General features: G+C 72.7%; 18 protein-coding genes. 10 read left to right on the plus strand and 8 right to left on the minus strand.

Annotated features, from left to right (window positions below):
- Window positions 1-234 precede the first annotated feature (234 nt).
- The 4 genes from ACFTWP_RS19340 to hrcA form a co-directional block, all read right to left on the minus strand.
- On the minus strand, window positions 235-3,483 hold the full coding sequence (locus ACFTWP_RS19340; RefSeq protein ID WP_380265816.1) for a PDZ domain-containing protein: 3,249 nt from the start codon (window positions 3,481-3,483) through the stop codon (window positions 235-237).
- A gap of 224 nt (window positions 3,484-3,707) precedes the next feature.
- Window positions 3,708-4,457, minus strand: coding sequence for a 16S rRNA (uracil(1498)-N(3))-methyltransferase (locus tag ACFTWP_RS19345; protein ID WP_380265817.1), 750 nt, complete (start codon window positions 4,455-4,457; stop codon window positions 3,708-3,710).
- Window positions 4,458-4,716: 259 nt separating this feature from the next.
- Window positions 4,717-5,856, minus strand: a complete 1,140-nt coding sequence (gene dnaJ, locus ACFTWP_RS19350) for a molecular chaperone DnaJ (protein ID WP_073927634.1) — start codon at window positions 5,854-5,856, stop codon at window positions 4,717-4,719.
- 73 nt (window positions 5,857-5,929) lie between these two features.
- Window positions 5,930-7,021 carry a heat-inducible transcriptional repressor HrcA gene (gene hrcA, locus ACFTWP_RS19355; protein WP_380265818.1) on the minus strand — a complete coding sequence of 364 codons (1,092 nt, stop codon included), beginning with the start codon at window positions 7,019-7,021 and terminating at the stop codon, window positions 5,930-5,932.
- A 252-nt stretch (window positions 7,022-7,273) separates the two neighbouring features.
- Between hrcA and htpX the strand changes: the two genes are divergently transcribed.
- From htpX to ACFTWP_RS19370, 3 genes are all read left to right on the plus strand, one after another.
- Entirely contained in the window at window positions 7,274-8,194 is a 921-nt protein-coding gene (gene htpX, locus ACFTWP_RS19360) for a zinc metalloprotease HtpX (RefSeq protein ID WP_380265819.1), read from the plus strand.
- A gap of 55 nt (window positions 8,195-8,249) precedes the next feature.
- On the plus strand, window positions 8,250-8,834 hold the full coding sequence (locus ACFTWP_RS19365) for a hypothetical protein (RefSeq protein ID WP_380265820.1): 585 nt from the start codon (window positions 8,250-8,252) through the stop codon (window positions 8,832-8,834).
- 162 nt (window positions 8,835-8,996) lie between these two features.
- Window positions 8,997-9,833 (plus strand): DUF3097 domain-containing protein, encoded by an 837-nt coding sequence (locus ACFTWP_RS19370; RefSeq protein ID WP_380265821.1) that lies wholly within the window; start codon window positions 8,997-8,999, stop codon window positions 9,831-9,833.
- A 127-nt stretch (window positions 9,834-9,960) separates the two neighbouring features.
- Here the strand turns inward: ACFTWP_RS19370 and hemW are convergent, their stop codons facing one another.
- Window positions 9,961-11,190, minus strand: coding sequence for a radical SAM family heme chaperone HemW (hemW, locus tag ACFTWP_RS19375; RefSeq protein ID WP_380265822.1), 1,230 nt, complete (start codon window positions 11,188-11,190; stop codon window positions 9,961-9,963).
- 49 nt (window positions 11,191-11,239) lie between these two features.
- Window positions 11,240-13,162 (minus strand): AMP-dependent synthetase/ligase, encoded by a 1,923-nt coding sequence (locus ACFTWP_RS19380; RefSeq protein WP_380265823.1) that lies wholly within the window; start codon window positions 13,160-13,162, stop codon window positions 11,240-11,242.
- Between the two features lie 275 nt (window positions 13,163-13,437).
- On the opposite strand from ACFTWP_RS19380, the gene ACFTWP_RS19385 reads away from it, so the two are divergent.
- Together ACFTWP_RS19385 and ACFTWP_RS19390 are read left to right on the plus strand one after the other, a co-directional pair.
- Window positions 13,438-15,171 (plus strand): ABC transporter ATP-binding protein, encoded by a 1,734-nt coding sequence (locus tag ACFTWP_RS19385; RefSeq protein ID WP_380265915.1) that lies wholly within the window; start codon window positions 13,438-13,440, stop codon window positions 15,169-15,171.
- A gap of 167 nt (window positions 15,172-15,338) precedes the next feature.
- Entirely contained in the window at window positions 15,339-17,240 is a 1,902-nt protein-coding gene (locus tag ACFTWP_RS19390) for an ABC transporter ATP-binding protein (RefSeq protein WP_380265916.1), read from the plus strand.
- A 154-nt stretch (window positions 17,241-17,394) separates the two neighbouring features.
- On the opposite strand, the gene lepA is transcribed toward ACFTWP_RS19390, so the two are convergent.
- Window positions 17,395-19,266: a translation elongation factor 4 gene (gene lepA / locus ACFTWP_RS19395; RefSeq protein WP_380265824.1), complete on the minus strand. Its 1,872-nt coding sequence runs from the start codon at window positions 19,264-19,266 to the stop codon at window positions 17,395-17,397.
- A 200-nt stretch (window positions 19,267-19,466) separates the two neighbouring features.
- Between lepA and ACFTWP_RS19400 the strand changes: the two genes are divergently transcribed.
- The 4 genes from ACFTWP_RS19400 (at window position 19,467) to ACFTWP_RS19415 (ending at window position 22,766) form a co-directional block, all read left to right on the plus strand.
- Window positions 19,467-19,772, plus strand: a complete 306-nt coding sequence (locus ACFTWP_RS19400) for an antibiotic biosynthesis monooxygenase family protein (RefSeq protein ID WP_380265825.1) — start codon at window positions 19,467-19,469, stop codon at window positions 19,770-19,772.
- Window positions 19,773-20,027: 255 nt separating this feature from the next.
- Complete coding sequence (gene rpsT / locus ACFTWP_RS19405) at window positions 20,028-20,297, plus strand: 30S ribosomal protein S20 (RefSeq protein WP_073927651.1); 270 nt, start codon at window positions 20,028-20,030, stop codon at window positions 20,295-20,297.
- Window positions 20,298-20,607: 310 nt separating this feature from the next.
- Window positions 20,608-21,672 (plus strand): cobalamin-independent methionine synthase II family protein, encoded by a 1,065-nt coding sequence (locus ACFTWP_RS19410; RefSeq protein WP_380265826.1) that lies wholly within the window; start codon window positions 20,608-20,610, stop codon window positions 21,670-21,672.
- Window positions 21,673-22,160: 488 nt separating this feature from the next.
- Window positions 22,161-22,766, plus strand: a complete 606-nt coding sequence (locus ACFTWP_RS19415; protein ID WP_380265827.1) for a hypothetical protein — start codon at window positions 22,161-22,163, stop codon at window positions 22,764-22,766.
- 73 nt (window positions 22,767-22,839) lie between these two features.
- Here the strand turns inward: ACFTWP_RS19415 and holA are convergent, their stop codons facing one another.
- Window positions 22,840-23,835, minus strand: a complete 996-nt coding sequence (holA, locus tag ACFTWP_RS19420) for a DNA polymerase III subunit delta (RefSeq protein ID WP_380265828.1) — start codon at window positions 23,833-23,835, stop codon at window positions 22,840-22,842.
- A 218-nt stretch (window positions 23,836-24,053) separates the two neighbouring features.
- Here holA and ACFTWP_RS19425 point away from each other — a divergent pair, with 218 nt between their 5' ends.
- Window positions 24,054-24,290, plus strand: coding sequence for a hypothetical protein (locus tag ACFTWP_RS19425; RefSeq protein ID WP_380265917.1), 237 nt, complete (start codon window positions 24,054-24,056; stop codon window positions 24,288-24,290).
- Window positions 24,291-24,303: the final 13 nt, after the last annotated feature.

The raw sequence follows: 24,303 nt of genomic DNA on the forward strand, positions 1-24,303 counted from the left end.
CCGCGAGGTGCTCACCAGCATGCCGGAGGAGGCGTCCGCCGCGAGGGCCGCCGTCGCGGCCGCGGGCCGGCGCGCGAGGACCGACCGGCGGCGCCGGCGGGGCCTGCGGGCCCCCGCGCGGGCCGGGGGCGCCGCCCCGGCGGGGGGGGGGCCGGCGGCGGCCCCGCCGCCCCGGCCGGCCGCCGCGCCGACCGAGGCCCGCCCGGCGGACGCCCGGCCGCCACCGTGCCGCGACTACAGGCCGGGCAGCGCCGGCGGGGTCTTCGCCGGGTTCTCGGCCAGCGCGGCGAGCGCCAGCCGGACGCCTTCGGCGAGCTGCGGGTCCTCGCCGGCCGCGTACTGGTGCGGGGCGATCGGCACCTCGACGTCCGGGTCGACGCCGTGGTTCTCCACTCCCCAGCCGTAACCCTCCAGCCAGAAGGCGTACTTGGGCTGGGTGACCGCCGTCCCGTCGACCAGCGAGTACTTGCTGTCGATCCCGACGACCCCGCCCCACGTCCGGGTGCCGACCACCGGACCGATCTTCAGGGCCTGGATCGCGGCGTTGACGATGTCGCCGTCCGAGCCGGAGAACTCGTTGGCCAGCGCCACCACCGGGCCGCGCGGGGCGTCACCCGGGTACGGGTCCGCGCCCTCGACGTCCCGTGCCCGGTCCCAACCGATGATCTTCCGGTTGAGCTTCTCGATCACCAGCTGGGAGGTGTGGCCGCCGCGGTTCTCCCGCAGGTCGACGATCACGCCCTCCCTGGCCATCTCCACCCGCAGGTCCCGGTGGAGCTGCGCCCAGCCGGCGCTCACCATGTCCGGGACGTGCAGGTAGCCCAGCCGGCCGCCCGACAGCTCGCGGACGGCGGCCCGGCGCCCGGCCACCCAGTCGTGGTAGCGCAGCGCCTCCTCGTCCGCCAGCGGGACGACCACCGGGTGCCGCTGGCCGGTGCCGTCCTTGCCGGCGACCGTCAGCTCCACCGGCTGCCCCGCGGTGCCCGCCAGCAGCGGCGCCGGACCGGTCACCGGGTCCACCGGGCGACCGTTGACGGCCAGCACCGCGTCCCCCGGACGGACGGCGGCGCCGGGCGCGGCCAGCGGCGAGCGGGCCCGCGGGTCGGAGGACTCGCCGGGCAGGATCCGCTCGATCCGCCACACCTCGCCGTCCTTGACCAGGTCCGCGCCGAGCAGGCCCTGCCGGCGGGCCGCCTCGGAGCCGGTGCCGTGCGGGGTCACGTACGCGTGCGAGGTGCCCAGCTCGCCCTGGACCTCCCAGAGCAGGTCCACCAGGTCGTCGTGCGAGCCGAGCCGGTCCACCAGCGGGCGGTAGCGGGCCAGCGCGCCCGCCCAGTCGAAGCCGCCCATGTCCGCACGCCAGAAGTTGTCGCGCATGATGCGGCCGTTCTCGTCGAACATCTGCCGCCACTCGGCCGCCGGGTCGACGGTGACCCGCAGCCGGGCGAGGTCGACGTCGGTCTCGTCGTCCTCGCCGGAGGCCTTGTGGTCGGCCGGGACGATCCGCAGCCGCCCCTCGTCCAGCACGGCCAGCCGGGCACCGTCACCGGTGACCGAGAAGGCGTCCAGCCCGGAGACCAGCTCCTCGGCGCGCAGCTTCTTGAAGTCGAAGCGCTCCAGCACCGGCCGGGGCCGCTCGTCCTCCAGCGAGGCCGCCTCGTCGCCGAGCTCGCCGACCAGCGGCAGCCGCGTCCAGAGCACGCCGTCCCTGGCCGCGCGCAGGCTGCCGAACCGGCCGCCCTCGACCGGGAAGGGGATGATCCGGTCGGCGATGCCGTCCAGGTCGACCCGGGTGACGGGGGTGGCCTCAGGACCGTCCTCGGCGTCCGCCTTCTTGCCCTTGGCCTCGTCCTCCTCGCCGCCGAACGGCCGCCCGGCGCGCTGCGGGCCGAACGGCGACGGGGTGTCGGCCGCCAGCGTGATCAGGTACGGGCGGCAGCCGTTGGGGAAGGACAGGTCGAAGACGTGCGCGTCGTACACCGGGTCGAAGTTGCGCACCGACAGGAACGCCAGGTGCTTGCCGTCCGCCGTGAACGCGGGCGAGGTGTCGACGAAGCGCTGCGGGGTGGCCTCGCCGACCGACCGGGTGGCCAGGTTGGCCAGCACGATCTGGCGCAGCGACCACGGGCCGAGCGCGGGCTGCGACCACGCCAGCCAGGCCGAGTCCGGGCTGAACACCAGGCCGTTGACCTCGCCGTCGGTGCTGCGGGCCAGCTCGTGGACGGCGCCGTCGGCGAGCGTGACCAGCAGCACCCGGCCGTCGTGCGCCGCCACCGCCAGCTGCTTGCCGTCCGGTGAGACGGCGAGGCCGAGCACCCGGCCGAGCCGGCCGGCGGCCAGCCGGCGCCGCTCGGCGCCCAGCACGGCCGGCGCGTACTCGATCGCGTCGTCGCCCTCGGCGTCCGTCACCCACAGCACGCCCTGCGCGCCGTCCTCGCCCGGCACCACCCGGGCCAGCCGGGCGCGGACGCCCGGCGTCTCGTCCAGCACCCGGGCCGGGCCCTCACGGTGCGTCAGCCAGTGCACGCCGCCGCGGACGACGACGGCGCTGGCCCGGCCGGTGCGGTCCGGGGCGGCCGTCTCCAGCCAGTGCGCGGCGCTCACCGGGCGGGGCCGGCGGCCCGTCGCCGGGCCGGCCAGCCGGATGTCCAGGCGGCGCGGCTCGGCGCCCTCCAGGTCGTCCAGGATCCACAGGTCGCCGGCGCTGTGCCAGACCACCCGGGTGCCGTCCGTGGTGGCGTTGCGGGCGTAGAAGCCGTCCTGCGAGGCGGTGTGGGCGCGCAGGTCGCTGCCGTCGGGGAGGCTGGAGTACAGCCGCCCGTCGCCCTCGTGGTCACTGAGGAAGGCGATCCGGCCGCCGACCCAGAGCGGGGACTCGATGTTGCCGTCCAGCCCGGCGTGCACCCGGGCGAACTCCTCGGAGCCGATCCAGAGCTTGCCGGCCGTGCCGCCGCGGTAGCGCTTCCAGTGCGCGGGCTCGCGGCTCCAGGCGCTCAGCAGCAGCACCCTCCCCCCGTCCCCCGGCTCCTGCGCCAGACCGCCGACCGGCCCGTACGGCAGCCGGGCGGGCTCCCCGCCGTCCAGCGGTACGGCGAACGCCCAGGTGCGCCGCAGGGTGGCCTGCCCCGCGGTGGTGGTGGCGACCGGGCGGCCGTCCGCGGTCCAGCCGCGCAGTCTGGTCTGGCCGCTGCCCCAGTAGGTGAGCCGGCGGGAGGGGCCGCCCTCGGCGGGGGCCAGGTGGATCTCCGGGGCGCCGTCGCGGGTGGAGGTCCAGGCGATGTGCCGGCCGTCCGGGGAGAACCTCGGGTGCGAGACCGGGACCTGATCGGCGGTCAGCCGCCAGGCCCGGCCGCCGTCGAGCGGGGCGAGCCAGATGTCGTTCTCGGCGACGAAGGTGATCAGGTCGCCGTGCAGGTGGGGGTGGCGCAGGTACGCGCCGGCGAGGGTGCTGTGGGCTTCGGTCACGGGCGTCACTTTATGCATGTGCACGCACAGTGCGAAGCGTTTTCTTCGACAGCGAACCCGGGCGGGCGAGGGCCGCGGCGGTGCCCGCCAGCGCCCTCCCGGCGGGCGGGCGGGGGCGGCCGGTCGGGTACGATCCGCCGCCCGGGAACGGCCGCCGGGCGACCCCGGCCGGTCCGGCCCCGAGGGTCGAGCCCGGCGGGTCCGGCGCGGCGGATCAGGACCGGCGGATCAGGACCAGCGGATCAGGACCAGCGTCCGGTCCGACCCAGCAGCAGCGCGCCGGCCGCCACCCCCGCCGTCGAGGTGCGCAGCACGGACGGGCCGAGCCGGTACGGTCCGGCGCCGGCCTCGGCGAAGGCGGCCAGCTCCTCCGGGGAGACCCCGCCCTCGGGGCCGACGATCAGCACCAGGTCCCCGGCGGGCGGCAGCGCCGCGGTGGCCAGCGGCTGCGCGCCCTCCTCGTGCAGCACGGCGGCGAACGCGGCTCCGGCCAGCAGCGGGGCCAACTGGCGGGTGGTCATCGGCTCCCGGACCTCGGGGAAGCGCAACCGGCGCGACTGCTTGCCCGCCTCGCGGGCGGTGGCCCGCCACTTGGCGAGCGCCTTGGCGCCGCGCTCGCCCTTCCACTGGGTGATGCAGCGCGAGGCCGGCCACGGGATCACCACGTCAACGCCGACCTCGGTCATGGTCTCGACGGCGAGTTCGCCGCGGTCGCCCTTGGGGAGCGCCTGGACAACCACGATCCGCGGGGACGGCTCGGGCTCCCGGCGCACCGCGCCGACCGTCACGTCGACGGCGTCCTTGCCGTGCACGGCCGCGACCGTGCCGTCCACGCCGAGGCCCAGGCCGTCCGCGAGGGTGACCGCCTCCCCGGGCTCCAGCCGCTTGACCGCGGCCGCGTGCCGGCCCTCGGGACCGTCCAGGCGGACCACCGCGCCGGGGGCGGCGCCGCTGAGCCGCGCGGAGTCGGTGACGAACACGGGTGCGGTCATCGGGGTCTGCCTCCGGGGCTGGCGCTGCGCTGCTGGTGTGCGGGTGCGGGTGCGGGTGCGGGGTGGGCTGTGGGTGGGCGGGGTGGGAGCACCGGACAGGGGGCCGGTGGGCGCGTGGGGCTCTCGACGCACCCGGGTGGCGTACACGGCCGCCGGGGGCGCACAGAGGCCGGCTCACGCCGGGGTGACAGCGGCCCGCGCCCCCATGTACGGGGTCGCGGGCCGCTGCTGTGCTCGGTGTCCGGGCCGGCTCGGCGGCTCAGCGGCCGTTGAAGGCGTCCTTCAGCCGCGAGAACAGCCCCTGCTGGCCGGGCGCGAAGGTCCCCGAAGGGCGCTCCTCGCCGCGCAGCAGCGCCAGTCGGCGCAGCAGCTCCTCCTGCTCGGGGTCGAGCTTGGTGGGCGTCTGCACCTCGACGTGCACTATCAAGTCGCCCCGGCCGCCGCCGCGCAGGTGGGTGATGCCCCGGCCGTGCAGCGGGATCGACTGTCCGGACTGGGTGCCGGGCCGGATGTCGACCTCCTCCAGCCCGTCCAGGGTCTGCAGCGGCACCTGGGTGCCGAGCGAGGCGGCCGTCATCGGGATGGTGACCGTGCAGTGCAGGTCGTCCCCGCGCCGCTGGAAGGTCGGGTGGGCGGTCTCGGCGATCTCGACGTACAGGTCGCCGGCCGGGCCGCCGCCGGGGCCGACCTCGCCCTCGCCGGCCAGCTGGATCCGGGTGCCGTTGTCCACACCGGCCGGGATCTTCACCGTGAGGGTGCGGCGGGCCCGGACCCGGCCGTCGCCGGCGCACTCCGGGCACGGGGTCGGCACGACGGTGCCGAAACCCTGGCACTGCGGGCACGGCCGCGAGGTCATGACCTGGCCCAGGAAGGACCGGGTGACCTGCGAGACCTCGCCCTTGCCCCGGCACATGTCACAGGTCTGCGCCGAGGTGCCGGGTGCGGCGCCCTCACCGGAGCAGGTGGTGCAGGTGACGGCGGTGTCGACCTGGAGTTCCTTGGTGGTGCCGAACGCGGCCTCCTCCAGGGTGATCTCCAGCCGGATCATCGCGTCCTGGCCGCGCCGGGTGCGCGAGCGTGGCCCGCGCTGGCCGGAGGCGGCGCCGAAGAAGGCGTCCATGATGTCGGAGAAGCCGAAGCCCGCCGCGCCGGCGCCGAAGCCGCCCGCGCCGCCGCCGTTCGGGGAGAGGGGGTCGCCGCCGAGGTCGTAGACCTGGCGCTTGGCCGGGTCCGAGAGCACCTCGTAGGCGGCGTTGATCTCCTTGAACCGCTCCTGCGTCTTCGGGTCCGGGTTGACGTCCGGGTGCAGTTCACGGGCGAGGCGCCGGAACGCCTTCTTGATCTCGTCCTGCCCCGCATCCCGTCGGACGCCGAGTACCGCGTAGTAGTCCGTGGCCACCAAATGCTCCGCTTGTTCCGCCTCTAGAAGTGCTGCGACTGGTTGTCACCGTTGGAGGTCCAACGGCGCTGTTCTACGACTCGGCCAGGATCTGGCCCACGTACCGTGCCACCGCACGCACCGCCCCCATTGTGCCCGGGTAGTCCATCCGGGTCGGACCGATCACTCCCAGCTTTGCCACACTCTCGTCGCCCGAACCGTAACCGACCGAGACCACCGAGGTGGAATTGAGCCCTTCGTACGCGTTCTCCCGGCCGATTCGGACCATCATCCCGGCGTCGGCGGTCTCGCCCAGCAGGCGGAGCAGGACGACCTGCTCCTCCAGCGCCTCCAGCACCGGCCGGATGGTGAGCGGGAAGTCGTGCCCGAAGCGGGTCAGGTTGGCCGTGCCGGCCAGCATGATCCGCTCCTCGTTCTGCTCGGCGAGGGCCTCGAAGAGGGTGGCGAGCACGGTGGTGACGGTCGGGCGGTCGGGCGCCTCGAAGGCCGCCGGCAGGCCCTCCAGCAGCTCGGGGACGTCCGGCAGGCGCTGCCCGACGGCCCGGGCGTTGATCCGGGCCCGCAGGTCCGCCAGGACGGTCTCGCCGACCGTGCCCGGGCAGTCGACCATCCGCTGCTCGACCCGGCCGGTGTTGGTGATCAGGACGAGCATCACCTTGGCCGGGGCCAGCGCGACCAGTTCGATGTGCCGCACGGTCGAGCGGGAGAGCGAGGGGTACTGCACCACCGCGACCTGCCGGGTCAGCTGCGCGAGCAGCCGCACCGTACGGGCCACCACGTCGTCCAGGTCGACCGCGCCGTCCAGGAAGTGCCGGATCGCACGCCGCTCGGGCGCGGTCATCGGCTTCACCTCGGCGAGGCGGTCGACGAAGAGCCGGTAGCCCTTGTCGGTGGGGATCCGGCCGGCGCTGGTGTGCGGCTGCTGGATGTAGCCGTCCTCCTCCAGGGCCGCCATGTCGTTGCGCACGGTCGCCGGGGAGACCCCGAGGCTGTGCCGCTCGACCAGCGCCTTGGAGCCGACCGGCTCCTCGGTGCCCACGTAGTCCTGGACGATCGCACGCAGCACCGCGAGCTTGCGGTCGTCCAGCGGACGCACGTCCAGCTGCCTGCCGTCGAGGTGCCTGCCGTCGGACTTGCGATCGTCCGCCCTGCGCTCGTTGGCCATGGGCACGCACCTCCGTCTTCGCACGTTGTCCGTTATGACTTGGTCTGGGCCGCTCTGTGGATCACCAGTTCCGGGCCTCTGGCACTCAGGACAGTCGAGTGCCAGAACCGTACCTGCCAGTGTAAGGCCCGGGCCCGACGGCAGGAACGGCCCGTCGGTGGTGATCCTGCACGCACCGCCCCGCGCGGGGTGATGCCGCCCGCCCCGCCAGGTGGCAGCATCGAAGGCAACCGGCGAATGCGAGGAGCAGCGATGTCGACCTCAGGCCAGCACACCCGATTCACCCCCGACCGCGGACTGACCAGCCGGATGGTCGCCACGATGTTCGTGATCGGTCTTCTGTACGTGGGCTTCACCGGTGTGCTCATCGCGCTGTTCCGCGGGGCCTGGCCGATCATCGTGCTGATCTCGGGCGGGCTGTTCGTGGCGCAGTTCTGGTTCAGCGACAAGATCACCGAACGGGCGATGGGCGCCCACGAGGTCACCCCCGAGCAGTTTCCGCAGCTGCACGGCACCATCGACCGGCTCTGCGCACTCGCCGACATGCCCAAACCCAGGGTCGCGGTCTCCCAGAACGACATGCCGAACGCCTTCGCCACCGGCCGCAAACCCGAGAAGTCGGTGGTCTGCGTCACCACCGGCCTGCTGCGCCGGCTGGAGCCGGAGGAACTGGAGGGCGTCCTCGCCCACGAGCTCTCGCACGTCGCCCACCGGGACGTCGCGGTGATGACGGTGGCCGGGTTCCTCGGCGTCCTCGCCGGGGCGATGACCCGGATGGCCATGTACGGCGGCCTGATGGGCGGCAACCGCAACAGCAACGACCAGAACGCCGCCATCGCGATGCTGATCATCCCGCTGGTCTCGATGGTGGTGTACGTCATCAGCTTCCTGCTCACCCGGCTGCTGTCCCGCTACCGCGAACTGGCCGCCGACCGGGCGGCCGCCCAGCTGACCGGCCGGCCCAGCGCGCTGGCCTCCGCCCTGACCAAGGTGACCGGCCAGATCGCCGCGATCCCCACCAGGGACCTGCGGCAGGCCCAGGCCTACAACGCCTTCTACTTCGCCCCGGCGCTGAGCGCCCGGGAGACCGCCAGCCAGCTGCTGTCCACCCACCCGTCGCTGGAGAAGCGGCTGGAGCAGCTCGCCAGGATCTCCACCGACCTCAACCACTGACCCGCCCGCACCACCACCGCACCTGACGACACGCCGTGCGACCGGAGGGGACCCCGTGGGATTCCTGGACACCCTGTTCGGCCGGAGCAAGCCGGTCCGGCCCGACCTCGACCAGCTGTTCGGGGTCCCCTCCGCGGCGCTCACCCTGGAGGCCGCCGCCGGGTTCCGGCCGACCGGACTCGGCTCCGTCTGCTTCGCCGCCGTCGAGGGCGGCGCCTTCGGCGAGGTGGAGCGGCAGGTCCGGGCGCTGCTCGACGCCGACACCGACCGCGGCGGCGTCCCCGTGGAGGCCAGCCAGGACGGCTACGGCTACTCCTGGCTGCTGGCCCGGCACACCCCGGAGGAACTCCCCGAACTGGTCAACGACCTGCACGCGGTGAACAGCGAGCTGGAGGCGAACGGATTCGGCCCGCAACTGCTCTGCTCGCTGGTGGCCTTCCGCAACGACGCCGGCCAGGCGCTCGCGCTCGTCTACCTCTACAAGCGCGGCACCTTCTACCCGTTCGCACCGATGCCCGGCGGCGGCGAGAAGCGCAACAGCCCGCTGGAACTCCAGATCAAGGCCATGCTCGGCAACGACCTGCGGGTCGAGTCCGACCTCTCCCGCTGGTTCCCGGTCTGGGGCGCCCCGGGCCTGTGAGGCCGCCCGGAAACCCGCCGGACGCCGCGGCGCTGACGCACCGTACGGCGCTGGCGGAGCAGCCGGCGGCCGTGCTGTCGGCGGTGGCACCGGACGCGGGCCGGACGGGCCGGTGCGCGTGCCCGGCGGCCGGGGCGGCGGCGGGTTTCGTATAGTCCGAGGATGCGCAGCAGGAGTTACGGCCCGGACCTGACCCCGCCGTGGAAGCGGCAGCAGCCCGCCCCGGAGGTGCCCGCCGAGCGGGACCTCGTGGTGGAGGAGGCGGCCACCGGCTTCTGCGGGGCGGTGGTGCGGTGCGAGAAGACGGCCGAGGGGCTGACGGTCACGCTGGAGGACCGTTTCGGCAAGCACCGGGTGTTCCCGATGGGCCCGCGCGGCTTCCTGCTGGAGGGGCGGGTCGTCACCCTGGTGCGCCCGGCCGGCGCCGCGCCCGCGCCCGCCAAGGCCCCCGGCCGGACGGCCTCCGGATCCGTGGCGGTGCCGGGCGCCCGGGCCCGGGTCGCCCGGGAGTCGCGGATCTACGTCGAGGGCCGGCACGACGCCGAACTGGTCGAGCGGGTCTGGGGCGACGACCTGCGGATCGAGGGCGTGGTGGTGGAGTACCTGGAGGGCATCGACGACCTGCCGGCGATCGTCGCCGACTTCGCCCCCGGCCCGGGTCGGCGCCTCGGCGTGCTGGTCGACCACCTGCTGCCCGGCACCAAGGAGCACCGGATCGCCGGCCAGGTGACCGGCGCCTGCGTCCTGGTGGTCGGCCACCCGTACATCGACGTCTGGGAGGCCGTGAAGCCCGCCAGCGTCGGCATCCCCGGCTGGCCGCAGGTGCCGCGCGGGGAGTCCTGGAAGGAGGGCGTCTGCCGCCGGCTCGGCTGGCCGGTGGACACCCCGGCCGCCTGGAAGCGGATCCTCGCCTCGGTGAACTCCTACCGGGACCTCGACCCGGCCCTGCTGGGCCGGGTCGAGGAACTGATCGACTTCGTGACGCTCACCGAGGACTGAGCGGCCTCGGATCCCGCCGGAGGGTCTCAGGCGCAGGTCTGGAACTCCGCGGTGTCCAGGACGACGCCGAGCACGTCCACCGGGTCATCACAACTCCCTCGGACGGCCGCTCCCACGTCAACGGGATTCAGTCCACGAGGTCACGCACGACGCCGTCCGCCAGCAGGCGCCCCTGGAGGGTCAGCACGGCGCGGCCGCCGTCGAAGGCGGCGGGGTCGAGCAGGCCGTCGGCCAGCGCGCGGTGGGCGGCCTCCAGGCCCGCCGGGGCGAGCAGGTCGAGCGGGCAGCCCTCGACCAGGCGCAGCTCCAGCAGGATCCGCTCGACCCGGCGGTCCGCCGCCGGGAGGACCTCCCGGCCCTGGGCGGGGGTGCGGCCCTCGGCGAGGGCCCGGGCGTACGCGGCCGGGTGCTTGGCGTTCCACCAGCGGACGCCGCCGACGTGGCTGTGCGCGCCGGGGCCCGCGCCCCACCAGTCGGCGCCCGTCCAGTAGAGCTCGTTGTGCCGGCAGCGGCCGGCCTCGGTGGTCGCCCAGTTGGAGACCTCGTACCAGGAGTAGCCGGCCTTGCTCAGCGCCTCCTCGGCGATCAGGTAGCGGTCGGCGTGCACGTCGTCGTCGATCATCGGCAGCTCGCCGCGCTTGACCCGGGCGGCGAGCTTGGTGCCGTCCTCGACGATCAGGGAGTACGCGGAGACGTGGTCGGGGCCGGCGCCGATGGCGGCGTCCAGCGAGGCCCGCCAGTCGTCGTCGGACTCACCGGGGGTGCCGTAGATCAGGTCCAGGTTGACGTGCTCGAAACCCGCCGCCCTGGCCTCGGCCACGCAGGCCTCGGGGCGGCCCGGGGTGTGGTGGCGGTCCAGCAGCTGCAGCACGTGCGGGCGGGCGCTCTGCATGCCGAAGGAGATCCGGTTGAAGCCGCCCTCGCGCAGCTGCGCCAGGTAGGCGGGGTCGACCGACTCGGGGTTGGCCTCGGTGGTGACCTCCGCGCCCGGCGCGAGCCCGAACTCGTCCCGGATCGCGGCGAGCATCGTCACCAGGTCACGGGCGGGCAGCAGGGTCGGCGTGCCGCCGCCGAGGAAGACGGTCTGCACGGGCAGCTCCGCGGAGCCCAGCACCGTACGGGCGTGGCGGATCTCCGCGACCAGGTTGTCCGCGTAGGTGTCCTGCGAGGCGACGGCGCCGGAGGAGCGCAGTTCGGTGGCCGTGTAGGTGTTGAAGTCGCAGTAGCCGCAGCGGGTGGCGCAGTACGGCACGTGGACGTAGAACCCGAAGGGCCGCGTGCCCAGCCCGGCGAGGGCGTGGGCGGGCAGGGAACCGTCGGACGGCACGGGTTCGCCGTCGGGGAGTGCGGAGGGCATGCACCCATTGTCCGGTACGGCCCGGGCGGGCCGTACCGGACGGGGAGGCTCACGCCTCGACGGCGCCCGCGTACATCTCGGCGACCGCGTCGGCGTACGTCTTCTCGACCACCGGGCGCTTGATCTTGAGGCTCGGGGTCAGCTCGCCGTGCTCGATGTCCAGGTCGCGCGGGAGCAGGGTGAACTTCTTCACCGTCTGCCAGCGCTGGAGGTCGCCGTTGAGCCGCTGCACGAAGCCCTCGATCAGCTCGCGCACCTGCGGGGAGGAGACCACCTCGGCGTAGGACCTGCCGGCCAGCTCGTGCTCGGCGGCCCACGGCATGATCACCGACTCGTCCAGGGCGATCAGCGCGGTGCAGTAGTTGCGGCCGTTGCCGATCACCAGGATGTTGCTGACGAACGGGCAGATCGCCTTGAACTTGCCCTCGACCTCGCTGGGCGCGACGTACTTGCCGCCCGAGGTCTTGAACAGGTCCTTCTTGCGGTCGGTGATCCGCAGGAAGCCGTCCTCGGTGAGCTCGCCGATGTCCTCGGTGTGGAACCAGCCGTCCGGCTCCAGCACCTCGGCGGTCTTCTCCGGCAGGTTGTGGTAGCCGCGCATGATGCCGGGGCCGCGCAGCAGGATCTCGCCGTCCTCGGCGATCCGGACCTCGGTGCCGGGCAGCGGCAGGCCGACCGTGCCGATCCGGAAGTCCTCGGCGCGGTTCACGCAGGATCCCGCGCTGGTCTCGGTGAGGCCGTAGCCCTCCAGGATCGGCACGCCGGCGCCGGCGAAGAAGTACCCGATCTCGGGCGCGAGCGCGGCGCTGCCCGAGACCGAGCCGCGCATCCGCCCGCCGAAGGCGGCCCGGATCTTGGCGTACACCAGCTTGTCGGCCAGCGCGTGCTGCAGGCCCAGGACGAACGGCACCGACTCCCGGCCGGTGGCGATCCGGGTGGCCTGGGCGGTCCGGGCGTGCTCCCGGGCGACCCTCGCCGCCCACAGGAAGATCTTGTACTTGGCGCCGCCCTCGGCCCGGGCCCGGCCGGCGATGCCGTTGTAGACCTTCTCGAAGATCCGCGGAGCCGAGGCCATCAGGGTCGGGCGGATCGCCGGCAGGTTGTGGATGATCCGGTCGACCCGGCCGTCCAGGGCCATCACGTGCCCGGTGGCGATCTGGCCGGAGATCAGCGTCTTGCCGAAGACGTGCGACAGCGGCAGCCACATGAACTGGATGTCCTCGGCGCGCAGCAGCCCGCTGGCCTCCTGCGCCCGGCCCTCGTACGCCCAACAGTCGTGCACCAGGCGCACGCCCTTGGGGCGGCCGGTGGTGCCGGAGGTGTAGATGAGGGTGGCCAGCTGCTCCTTGTCGATCGCCGCGACCGCCTTGTCCACGGCGTCGGGGTGCTCCGCCAGGTACTCGTTGCCCAGCCGCTCCAGCTCCGCGAAGGTGAGGACGGCGACACCGGCCGGCTCGGGGACCTCGGCGGGGGCGTCGAAGAGGACGACCGTCCTCAGCTCGGGCAGCTGGTCCAGTCGGCTGATCGCCTTGTCCAGCTGGGCGGCGTTCTCCGCGAACAGGGCCCTGGACCCCGAGTCGGAGAGGATGAAGGCCGTCTCGTCGGCGTTGGTGCTCGGGTAGACGGTGGTGGTGGCCGCCCCGGCGCACATGTTCCCCAGGTCGGCGATGATCCACTCCACCCGGGTGGACGAGGACAGCGCCACCCGGTCCTCCGGTCGGATGCCGAGCGACATCAGGCCGGCGGCCACCGCCTTGACCCGGACGGCGGTCTGCGCCCAGGTGAGCGAGCGCCACTGCTCGGCGCCCGGCGCGCCGTCCGCGGCGTGCTCGTCCACGGGCACGGGGTAGCGGTAGGCCTCGTCGCCGGGAGTGGCGGCCACCCGGTCGAGGAAGAGGTGGGCGACGGAGGCGGGGCGCCCGGCGACGATGTCGACACTGCCGGAGCCGATCAGGGACTGCGCGGAACTCAACGAGACCTCCGGGGGCGGGTGGCCGAGGGTGGACGGTGACCGTGGGGGCGGCCTCCGGGCCGTCTTGTTAACCGACAAGTAACAAGAGGTGGCAGCAGCCTAGGGGGAAACAAGCCGTTCCGTAAGAGGGTGACGCCAGCTGGCACACCGGCGCGCCGCAAGTGCAAAGTGCCCCACTAGTCTCAGGGTCGGACCACGGCAATGCCGGTACACCGGTCCGCAGAAGCCCGAAAATTGGGATGCCGTTCCCGCTGTCGAGCATGAGAGTGTTGCCAGTGCTGATCAGACTGCTCCGGGCTCATCTGAGGCCCTACCACCGACCGATCTCCCTGCTGGTACTGCTCCAGCTGGTGTCGACCCTCGCCGCGCTGTACCTTCCCACCCTCAACGCCGACATCATCGACGACGGCGTGGTGAAGGGGGACACCGGCTACATCCTGCGGATCGGCGCGGTGATGATCGCCGTCACGCTGGTCCAGGCCGTCAGCTCGGTCGGCGCCGTGTACTTCGGCGCACGCACCGCGATGGCGGTCGGCCGCGACATCCGCGCCTCGGTCTTCGACCGCGTCCAGAGCTTCTCCGCCCGCGAACTCGGACAGTTCGGCGCGCCCTCCCTGATCACCCGCACCACCAACGACGTCCAGCAGGTCCAGATGCTGGTCCTGATGGGCTTCAACCTGATGGTCGCGGCCCCCATCATGTGCTTCGGCGGCGTGGTGATGGCCCTCAACCAGGACGTCCCGCTGTCCGCGCTGCTGCTGGTCGTGGTCCCGGTGCTGGGCACCGTGGTCACCCTGCTGGTCCGCCGGCTGCGGCCGGCGTTCCGCAGCATGCAGACCAGGATCGACACCGTCAACCGGGTCCTGCGCGAGCAGATCACCGGCATCCGGGTGATCCGCGCCTTCGTGAAGGACGGCCACGAGCAGGTGCGGTTCGCCGGCGCCAACCAGGAGCTGACCGACGTCTCGCTGCGGGTCGGCAAGATGATGGCCTTCATGTTCCCGAGCGTGATGTTCGTGGTGAACCTCTCCAGCATCGCCGTGATGTGGTTCGGGGCCCACCGGATCGACAGCGGCCAGATGCAGATCGGCGCCCTGACGGCCTTCCTCTCCTACCTGATGCAGATCCTGATGAGCGTCATGATGGCCACCTTCATGTTCATGATGGTGCCGCGTGCCGAGGTCTGCGCCGAGCGCATCCAGGAGGTGCTGGGCACCGACTCCAGCGTCGTCCCGCCCACCGACCCGGTCACCGAACTGCTGCGCCGGGGCAACCTGGAGCTGCGCGACGTCGAGTTCCGCTACCCCGGCGCCGAGGCCCCGGTGCTGCGCGGCATCGACATCCTGGCCCGGCCCGGCGAGACGACCGCCGTGATCGGCTCCACCGGCAGCGGCAAGTCCACCCTGCTGGGCCTCGTCCCCCGGCTCTTCGACGCCACCGGCGGCGCGGTGCTGCTGGACGGAGTCGACGTCCGCAGCCTGGCGCCCGAGCTGATCGCCGAGACGGTCGGACTCGTCCCGCAGAAGCCCTACCTGTTCTCCGGCACGGTGGCCGGAAACCTTCGCTACGGCCGGCCGGACGCCACCGACGAGGAGCTCTGGCACGCGCTGGAGGTCGCGCAGGCCAAGGAGTTCGTGGAGAAGTTCCCCGAGGGCCTGGACGCCCCGATCACCCAGGGCGGCGGCAACGTCTCGGGCGGTCAGCGCCAGCGCCTGGCGATCGCCAGGGCACTCGTCCGCAAGCCCGGCGTGTACCTCTTCGACGACTCCTTCTCGGCGCTCGACTACGCCACCGACGCGAAGCTGCGCAAGGCCCTCGCCCGGGAGACCGCCGACGCCACGGTCCTGATCGTCGCCCAGCGGGTCAGCACCATCCGCGACGCCGATCGGATCATCGTCCTGGACGAGGGCGCCGTGGTCGGCACCGGCACGCACCGCGAACTGATGGCCGACAACCCGACGTACCGGGAGATCGTGCTCTCCCAGCTCACCGAGCAGGAGGCGGCGTGACCACCCCGATGAACAAGGGCCCCGAGAAGCGGGGCCCCGAGACGCCGAGCCCCGGGGGCAAGGGCCCCGGCGGCACCGGCCCGGCGGACGGCGCGGCGCCGAAGGTCGCCGTCAGCGACTCGCAGACCGCCGCCGCCCGGCGCGGCCCGGCCGGCCCCGGCCGGTTCATGGGCGGCCAGGGCGCCGAGAAGTCGATGGACTTCAAGGGCTCCAGCAAGCGCCTGCTGAACCTGTTGCGCCCCGAACGCGCCTCCATCGTCGGGGTGCTCGCGCTGGGCGTGCTCAGCATCGGCTGCGCCGTGATCGGCCCCAAGGTGCTCGGCAACGCCACCGACCTGATCTTCGCCGGCGTGGTCGGCCGGCAGGCCCCGGCCGGCGAGACCAAGACCCAGGTCCTCGACGGCCTGCGCGCGGGCGGCCAGGACGGCGTCGCCGACATGCTCAACTCGGTCGACTTCACCCCCGGCCAGGGCATGGACTTCGGCGCCATCGGCACCGTGCTGATCTGGGTGCTGGCCATCTACGTCGCCTCCGCCGTGTTCGGCATCGTGCAGGGCCGGATCGCGGCCAACGCCATCCAGCGCACCGTCTTCCGGCTGCGCGAGTCGGTGGACGCCAAGCTGTCCCGGCTGCCGCTGAGCTACTTCGACAAGCAGCCGCGCGGCGAGGTGCTGAGCCGCGTCACCAACGACATCGACAACATCGGCCAGTCCATGCAGCAGACCACCGGCCAGGTGGTGAACTCGCTGCTCACCGTCGTCGGCGTGCTGGCGATGATGTTCTGGATCTCGCCGCTGCTGGCGCTGATCGCCCTGATCTCCGTCCCGCTCTCGGTGGTCGTCGCGGCCAAGGTCGGCAAGCGGGCGCAGCCGCAGTTCGTGGCCCAGTGGAAGACCACCGGCCAGCTCAACGGCCACATCGAGGAGATGTACACCGGCCACGCGCTGGTGAAGGTCTTCGGGCGCCAGCGCGAGTCCGCCGAGACCTTCCGCGAGCACAACGAGGCCCTGTACGCGTCCAGCTTCCGGGCGCAGTTCATCTCCGGGATCATCCAGCCGGCGATGATGCTGATCGGCAACCTGAACTACGTGCTGGTCGCCGTGGTCGGCGGTCTGCGGGTGGCCTCCGGGGCGCTGTCCATCGGCGACGTGCAGGCGTTCATCCAGTACTCGCGGCAGTTCAGCCAGCCGCTCACGCAGGTCGCCAGCATGTCCAACCTGGTGCAGTCCGGGGTGGCCTCGGCCGAGCGGGTCTTCGAACTGCTCGACGCCCCGGAGCAGTCCGCCGAGCCGGCCCGGCCGGAGCGCCCGGCCGAGCTGCGCGGACGGGTCGCCTTCGAGGACGTCGCGTTCCGCTACGACCCGGAGAAGCCGCTGATCGAGGACCTCTCGCTGAAGGTGGAGCCCGGCCACACCGTCGCCATCGTCGGCCCGACCGGCGCCGGCAAGACCACCCTGGTCAACCTGCTGATGCGGTTCTACGAGGTCAGCGGCGGCCGGATCACCCTGGACGGCGTGGACATCGCCGCGATGTCGCGTGAGGAGCTGCGGGCCGGCATCGGCATGGTGCTCCAGGACACCTGGCTGTTCGGCGGCACGATCGCCGAGAACATCGCGTACGGCGCGGACGGCGGCACCAGCCGCGAGCAGGTCGTCGAGGCGGCGAAGGCGGCCCACGTCGACCGCTTCGTGCGCACCCTGCCCGACGGCTACGACACCGTCCTCGACGACGAGGGAACCGGTGTCAGCGCGGGCGAGAAGCAGCTGATCACCATCGCCCGGGCCTTCCTCGCCGAGCCCAGCATCCTCGTCCTGGACGAGGCCACCAGCTCCGTGGACACCCGGACCGAGGTGCTGATCCAGCGGGCCATGGCACGCCTGCGCAGCGGCCGGACCAGCTTCGTGATCGCCCACCGGCTCTCCACCATCCGGGACGCCGACGTGATCCTGGTGATGGAGAACGGCGCGATCGTCGAGCAGGGCTCGCACGACGACCTGATCGCCACCGGCGGCGCCTACGCCCGGCTGTACCAGGCGCAGTTCGCCGAGGCGGTGGCCGAGGTCGACTGACCGCGGGCGCCGGCCGCCCACCCGGCGGCCGGCGCGGCGGGAAGGCCGGTCGTCGGAAGGCCGGTCGTGCGAAGGCCGGTCGTGCGAAGGCCGGTCGTGGGAAGGCCGAAGGGGGCCCGGGACAGTCGTCCCGGGCCCCCTTCGTCGAGCGGTGCTACTTCTTCTCGCCCTTCGGGGCATCCGCGTCGGTGGACAGCGCGGCGATGAAGGCCTCCTGCGGGACCTCCACGCGGCCGACCATCTTCATCCGCTTCTTGCCCTCCTTCTGCTTCTCCAGCAGCTTGCGCTTACGCGAGATGTCACCGCCGTAGCACTTGGCGAGGACGTCCTTGCGGATCGCGCGGACGGTCTCACGGGCGATCACCCGCGAGCCGATGGCGGCCTGGATCGGCACCTCGAACTGCTGGCGCGGGATGAGCTTCTGCAGCTTGCCGGCCATCATGATGCCGTAGTTGTAGGCCTTGTCCTTGTGCACGATCGCGGAGAACGCGTCCACCGCGTCGCCGTGCAGCAGGATGTCGACCTTGACCAGGTCGGCCGTCTGCTCGCCGATCGGCTCGTAGTCGAACGAGCCGTAACCGCGGGTCTTGGACTTCAGGATGTCGAAGAAGTCGAAGACGATCTCGGCCAGCGGCAGGGTGTAGCGCAGCTCCACCCGGTCCTCGGACAGGTAGTCCATGCCCTGCATGTTGCCGCGGCGGCTCTGGCAGAGCTCCATGACGGCACCGACGAACTCGTTCGGCACCAGGATGGACCCGCGGACCACCGGCTCGTTCACCTCGGCGATCTTGCCGGTCGGGAACTCGCTCGGGTTGGTGACGGTGTGCTCGGTGCCGTCCTCCATCACCACCCGGTAGACGACGTTGGGGGCGGTGGAGATCAGGTCGAGGTTGAACTCGCGCTCCAGCCGCTCCCGGACGATCTCCAGGTGCAGCAGGCCCAGGAAGCCGCAGCGGAAGCCGAAGCCCAGCGCGACCGAGGTCTCCGGCTCGTACACCAGGGCGGCGTCGTTGAGCTGGAGCTTGTCGAGGGCGTCGCGCAGCAGCGGGTAGTCGCTGCCGTCCAGCGGGTAGAGGCCGGAGAACACCATCGGGCGCGGCTCCTTGTAGCCGCCCAGCGCCTCGGTCGCACCCTTGTGCATCGAGGTGATGGTGTCACCGACCTTGGACTGCCGGACGTCCTTCACACCGGTGATGATGTAGCCCACCTCGCCGACGGCGAGGCCGTCCGCGACCTTGGGCTCCGGCGAGATGACGCCGATCTCCAGCAGCTCGTGGGTCGCGCCGGTGGACATCATCGCGATCCGCTCGCGCTTGGTGAGCTCGCCGTCGACCACCCGGACGTAGGTCACCACGCCGCGGTAGGTGTCGTAGACCGAGTCGAAGATCATCGCGCGGGCCGGGGCGTCCTTGACGCCGACCGGCGCCGGGATCTTCTCCACCAGGTGGTCGAGCAGCTCCGGCACACCGAGACCGCTCTTGGCGCTGACCTTGAGGACGTCCTCCGGGTCGCAGCCGATGATGTGCGCGATCTCGGCGGCGTACTTCTCCGGCTGGGCCGCCGGCAGGTCGATCTTGTTCAGCACCGGGACGATGGTGAGGTTGTTCTCCAGCGCCAGGTACAGGTTGGCGAGGGTCTGCGCCTCGATGCCCTGGGCGGCGTCGACCACGAGGATGGTGCCCTCGCAGGCGGCGAGCGAACGGGACACCTCGTAGGTGAAGTCCACGTGGCCCGGGGTGTCGATCATGTTGAGGATGTGGGTCTTGCCCACGCCCTCGCCGACCGTCGGCGCCCACGGGAGGCGGACCGCCTGCGACTTGATGGTGATACCGCGCTCGCGCTCGATGTCCATGCGGTCGAGGTACTGGGCACGCATCTGCCGGGGGTCGACGACGCCGGTGATCTGCAGCATCCGGTCGGCGAGGGTCGACTTGCCGTGGTCGATGTGGGCGATGATGCAGAAGTTGCGGATCAGCGCCGGGTCGGTACGGCTGGGCTGTGGCACATTGCTGGGGGTCGCGGGCACCTTGGTCCGATTCTCCGTTGGTCCGGGGGCCGGGCGCTCGCCCCCCTCGACGCCGCGTTCACGTCGGGCTGAGGAGCCGCTTCCCGGGGACCGGACGGTCTCGTCCGATCGATATGGCTCCGACCATCTTCCCACGAGCGGGCATCGGCTCACCGTCCAGCCGGGGCCACCGGTGCACGGACCCGCCTAGACTGCCGCGCATGATCTTGGAAAGCGTGCTGCTCGACGTCCGGCCGGGCCACGAGGACGACTTCCTCGCCGCGTTCACGGAGGCCAGGCCGCTGATCGCGGTACAGCCGGGCTTCCGCTCGCTGGAACTGCGCCGCTGCCTGGACGAGGGGCGCGGCTCCCGCTTCCTCCTCCAGGTGGAGTGGGAGACGCTGGCCGACCACACCGAGGGCTTCCGCCGCTCCGCCGAGTACGAGCGCTGGCGGACGCTCCTGCACCCCTTCTACTCGCCGTTCCCCGAGGTCGAACACTTCGGGGAACCCGTGCTGCGGGCGTAGGCGGGCCCGTGCTGCCCGCCTGCGGGCGTAGGCGGGCCCGTGCCGCCTGCCTGCGGGCGGGGCCGGCGCGGTGGCTCGGCGCGGTGGCGGCGCGGCGCCGTCGGTTTGGGGCGAGCCGCCCGCCCCTGGTAGCGTTGGCCGCTGCACCTGGCCCTGGCATGCCCTCTCAGCAGACCGGACCGCATGGTGCTGCCTCCCCCGGTTCCGGCCGGGAGGTACCTCCAGAACCATTACGAACAAGACTGAGGCTCCTTCGTGGCGAACATCAAGTCCCAGATCAAGCGCAACAAGACCAACGAGAAGGCGCGCCTGCGCAACAAGGCCGTCAAGTCCTCGCTCAAGACCGCCCTGCGCAAGGCCCGCGAGGCCGCTGCCGCCGGCGAGACCGAGAAGGCCACCGTGCTGGCCCGCGAGGCCTCCAAGGCCCTCGACAAGGCCGTCAGCAAGGGCGTCATCCACGCCAACCAGGCCGCCAACAAGAAGTCGGCCATCACCAAGCGCGTCAACGCGACCGTCCAGGCCTGACGCCCTCGGGGCCGTCCGGCCCCGCCCCCTCAGGTCGAACCGGCCCTCTACCCGGGACCCTGAGGCGCACAGACTCGTACCGCACGCGGCCTGCGTTCGCCACGCGGGTGCGGTGCACAGAACCACCGCGAATGCGTCTGATCACAGGCCGTTCGCCCGCTGCCCGTCCGGATCACTCCGGGCGGGCAGTTCGCGTTCCCGGGCGCGGCCCGCCGATCCAGGATCGACGCGTCAACTCGTCAACGCATCAAACCCCTTGAACACGCTTGGTGATGGACCAGGTGCACTGGGTGTCGCTAGTGTGCCGTCCATGACGCTTCCCACGGAACCCATCGGAAGTCTTCCCCGCTCGCCGGAGCTGCTCGCGGCCCTCCGGGAGCACGCCGCCGGACAGATCGACGACGCCGCGCTGGCCCGGCAGCAGCAGGAGGCCGTACGGGACACCATCGCGCGCCTCGAAGCCCTCGGCTCGCCCGTCGTGACCGACGGCGAGCAGGCCAAGTCCAGCTTCGCCACCTACCCGCTGGAGGGGCTGACGAGCCTCACCCCCGACGGCGTGACCATTCCGTTCGAGGACGGGCACACCCGCCGTCTGCCGCTGCTCACCGCCGGGCCGTTCCGCTACGGGACGTACGCCGACTCCTACCTCCAGGCCGCGCAGCAGTACGCGACGGTGCCGGTGAAGCAGGCCGTCATCGCGCCCTCGGCGCTCAGCCTGATCTACCCGCCGGAGGGCATCGCCGGCTACCCGCGGGAGCAGTTCCTCGCCGACCTCCAGGACCAGGCGGAGCAGGACATCCGCCGCTGCCTGCGGGCAGGCGCCCAGCGCGTCCAGCTGGACTTCACCGAGGGGCGTCTCGCGCTCAAGCTCGACCCCTCGGGCGGACTGCTCGACTCCTTCGTCGCGCTCAACAACAGCGTGCTGGCGCGGTTCTCCGACGAGGACCGGGTCCGGATCGGCGTGCACACCTGCCCCGGCGGCGACCAGGACTCCACGCACAGCGCGGACGTGGACTACGCGCTGCTGCTGCCCCGGCTCTTCGCGCTCCGGGCGGGCGCGTTCTACCTGGAGCTCGCGGGCGAGGCCGACCCGCGGCGCGTCCTCGACCTGGTGGCCAAGCACGCGGACGAGGACCAGCAGGTCTTCGTCGGTGTGACCGACCCGATCGATCCCGTCGTCGAGACCCCCGAGCAGGTCCGGGACCGGGTCCTGCTGGCAGCCGAGTACATCGACCCGGCTCGGCTCGGCACCTGCGACGACTGCGGCTTCGCACCGTTCGCCGACGACACCTCGACCTCCCGGGAGACCGCCTTCGCGAAGATCGCGGCACGGGTGGAGGGCACCGCACTGGCCTCGGCCGCGCTCGGGGTCTGACACCCGGATCTGACACCCGGATCTGACACGCGGGGTCGGGCCGGAGGTCGGGCAGGGGATCGGGTCCGGCCGTGCCGGGCCGTCGGCCGTCCTCGTGGGGCCTGCGGTGACGCTCCGGCGTCACGGCGGGCCCCACAGGCGTGCGGGAGCCGACCGAGGACCCGGCGCACCTCCCTCCGGGGTGGGCGGGCGGTGCCACTATCGTCGTCGCACCGGCTGCACCGATCCGTCCACGACGCCGCACACACCAGGGGGACTCCATGACATTGCCACCGCAGGCCGGTCCGGGTTACGGGGGCTTCCCGGCGCAGCCGGCGGCAGCATACGACTACGGTCGCCCGCCCGGGCCGCCGGTGCACTCCGGGCTACCGTCCCAGGCACAACAGGGGCCACAGGGGCCACAGTCGTCGTACCCCGCCCGGTCGGCGGCGGACAGCGGCAGCCGGCGGCTGCGACGGAACGCGGGCTGGGCGTTCGTCGGCGCCGCGGTGGTCTCGGTCGTGTGGACGGCCGTGGTGCTGACCGTACCGGGCATCGTCGCGGGCAAGGGCGCGCCCCTGGGCCTGCACGGCTACCACGCGGTGGACGACCTGTGTGCCAAGGCCAAGTTGGCCAAGTTCGGCCAGATCTACCGCAAGCCCGACGACACCCCGCGCCACCGCACCGACCGGGACCCGGCCCTCGACTCGATGACCTGCGCGCTCTCGCTCCAGAACGGCTCGGTCGGCGGCAGCGAGGGCGACACCGAGTACGCCTCGCTGTACGCGCAGCTCGGCCTGCACAAGGCCGTCAACGTGAGCGCCGAGTTCGACGCCGAGCGGACCGGCCGCAAGCAGGCGGGATACCGGATCACCGACGTGCCCGGCCTGGGCGACGCGGCCTACACCGCCTACCGCGACGAGGCCAGCGAGTCGGACAAGGCCTGGCACAGCGTCACGCACGAACTGCTGGTCCGCGAAGGCGGTATGACGTACTACCTGTCCTGGTCGGGCAGTTACCAGGACGGCAAGAGCACCGTGCCGGAGCAGGAGACGATCCGCCAGGCCCTGCTGTCCGACAGCCGGGACCTGCTGAAGGCCGTCGGCGGCCGGTGACCGCCCGGGCGGTGACCGGCCGGGCGGTGACCGGCCGGGAAGTGCGCGGCCGAGGGGTGGGCGGCCGGCGTGGTCAGTAGGCGCGGGCGCCCGAGCGGGCCGCCTTGGCGACGGCCACCACGGCACGTTCGAGTGCGTAGGCGGGGTCGTCCGAGCCGCCCTTGACCGCCGCGTCGGCCTGGGCGATCGCGGTGAGGGCGGTGGCGACGGCGTCCCCCGTCCAGCCCCGCATCTGCTGGCGGACCCGGTCGACCTTCCAGGGCGGCATGCCCAGCTCGCGCGCCAGGTCGGCCGGACGCATGTTGCGGCCGGTGGTGGCGAGCCGGCCGATGCTGCGCACGCCCGAGGCCAGCGCATAGGTGATACCGGTGGGCGGCTGGCCGACGGCCAGCGCCCAGCGCAGCCGCTCCAGAGCCTCGGCGGCCCGCCCGGTGACCGCGAAGTCGGCCACCTCGAAGCCGGTGGCCTCGGCCCGGCCGCTGTAGTAGCGGGCCACCACCGTCTCGTCGATGGTGCCCTCGACGTCGGCGGTCAGCTGGCTGCAGGCCGCGGCCAGTTCGCGCAGGTCGCCGCCGAGCGCGTCGAGCAGGGCCTGACAGGCCTCCTGGCTGGCCGACCGGCCCAGGGTGCGGAACTCACCGCGGACGAAGGCGAGCCGGTCCCCCGCCTTGGTCAGCTTCGGGCATGCGACCTCGCGCCCGCCCGCCTTGCGCCCGGCGTCCAGCAGGCCCTTGCCCTTCACGCCGCCGGCGTGGAGCAGGACGATGATCACTTCTTCGGCAGGGTTCTCGATGTACGCCTTGACCTCCTTCACGGAGTCGGCGGACAGGTCCTGGGCGGCCCGGACCACGATGACCTTGCGTTCGGCGAACAGCGAGGGCGTGGTGAGCTCGGCGAGACCGCCCGGCTGGAGGCCGCCCGGTGCCAGGTCGCGTACGTCGGTGTCGGGGTCGGCCGCCCTGGCCGCCGCCACCACCTGGGCGACCGCGCGGTCCATCAGCAGCTCCTCCTGACCGACCACGAGGGTCAGCGGGGCGAGCAGGTCGTCGGGTGCACTCTTCCTGGCCATCGCGTACCAGCATCCCACGGGGCCCGGACAATCCCGGCGGACGGCGGGAACGGCAGGGGCGGCGGGAACGGCAGGGGCGGCGGGGACCTCCTGCGGACGCCGTGGGACGGAACGGTTGCCGTGTGGGCGGCCGGACCAGGGCGGGGTGCGGGGGCGGGTGGTGGGATCGGGAGAATGGGGACGTGAACGAGAACGACATCGACCTCCAGGCGCGCCAGCTGCTCGTCCTGCCCGACCGTGACGCCGCCGACGAGGCGGCCGAGGAACTCTCCGCCCGCCGGCCGTCCCTGAACGACCTGTCCGTCGTCCGGGACGCCCTGGCCGGTGAGGACGACGCCGAGGACGCCCAGTGGCTGGTCGTCGTCGAACCGCCGGACAGCGGCTGGACCACGGACCTGCTGGCCGAACTCGACGCCCTCGCCGGCGAGTACGAGGGCTGGCGCGAGGAGGGCTGACGACGGCCGACGG

The sequence above is a fragment of the Kitasatospora sp. NPDC057015 genome (assembly GCF_042673745.1).
Lineage (GTDB): Bacteria > Actinomycetota > Actinomycetes > Streptomycetales > Streptomycetaceae > Kitasatospora.

Coding starts and splice junctions, on each gene's coding strand:
- ACFTWP_RS19340 (WP_380265816.1), bottom strand. CDS start 3,483: ATGCATAAAGTGACGCCCGTGACCGAAGCCCACAGCACCCTCGCCGGC.
- ACFTWP_RS19345 (WP_380265817.1), bottom strand. CDS start 4,457: ATGACCGCACCCGTGTTCGTCACCGACTCCGCGCGGCTCAGCGGCGCC.
- hrcA (WP_380265818.1), bottom strand. CDS start 7,021: ATGGCCAACGAGCGCAGGGCGGACGATCGCAAGTCCGACGGCAGGCAC.
- htpX (WP_380265819.1), top strand. CDS start 7,274: ATGTCGACCTCAGGCCAGCACACCCGATTCACCCCCGACCGCGGACTG.
- ACFTWP_RS19370 (WP_380265821.1), top strand. CDS start 8,997: ATGCGCAGCAGGAGTTACGGCCCGGACCTGACCCCGCCGTGGAAGCGG.
- hemW (WP_380265822.1), bottom strand. CDS start 11,190: ATGCCCTCCGCACTCCCCGACGGCGAACCCGTGCCGTCCGACGGTTCC.
- ACFTWP_RS19390 (WP_380265916.1), top strand. CDS start 15,339: ATGGGCGGCCAGGGCGCCGAGAAGTCGATGGACTTCAAGGGCTCCAGC.
- ACFTWP_RS19400 (WP_380265825.1), top strand. CDS start 19,467: ATGATCTTGGAAAGCGTGCTGCTCGACGTCCGGCCGGGCCACGAGGAC.
- ACFTWP_RS19410 (WP_380265826.1), top strand. CDS start 20,608: ATGACGCTTCCCACGGAACCCATCGGAAGTCTTCCCCGCTCGCCGGAG.
- holA (WP_380265828.1), bottom strand. CDS start 23,835: ATGGCCAGGAAGAGTGCACCCGACGACCTGCTCGCCCCGCTGACCCTC.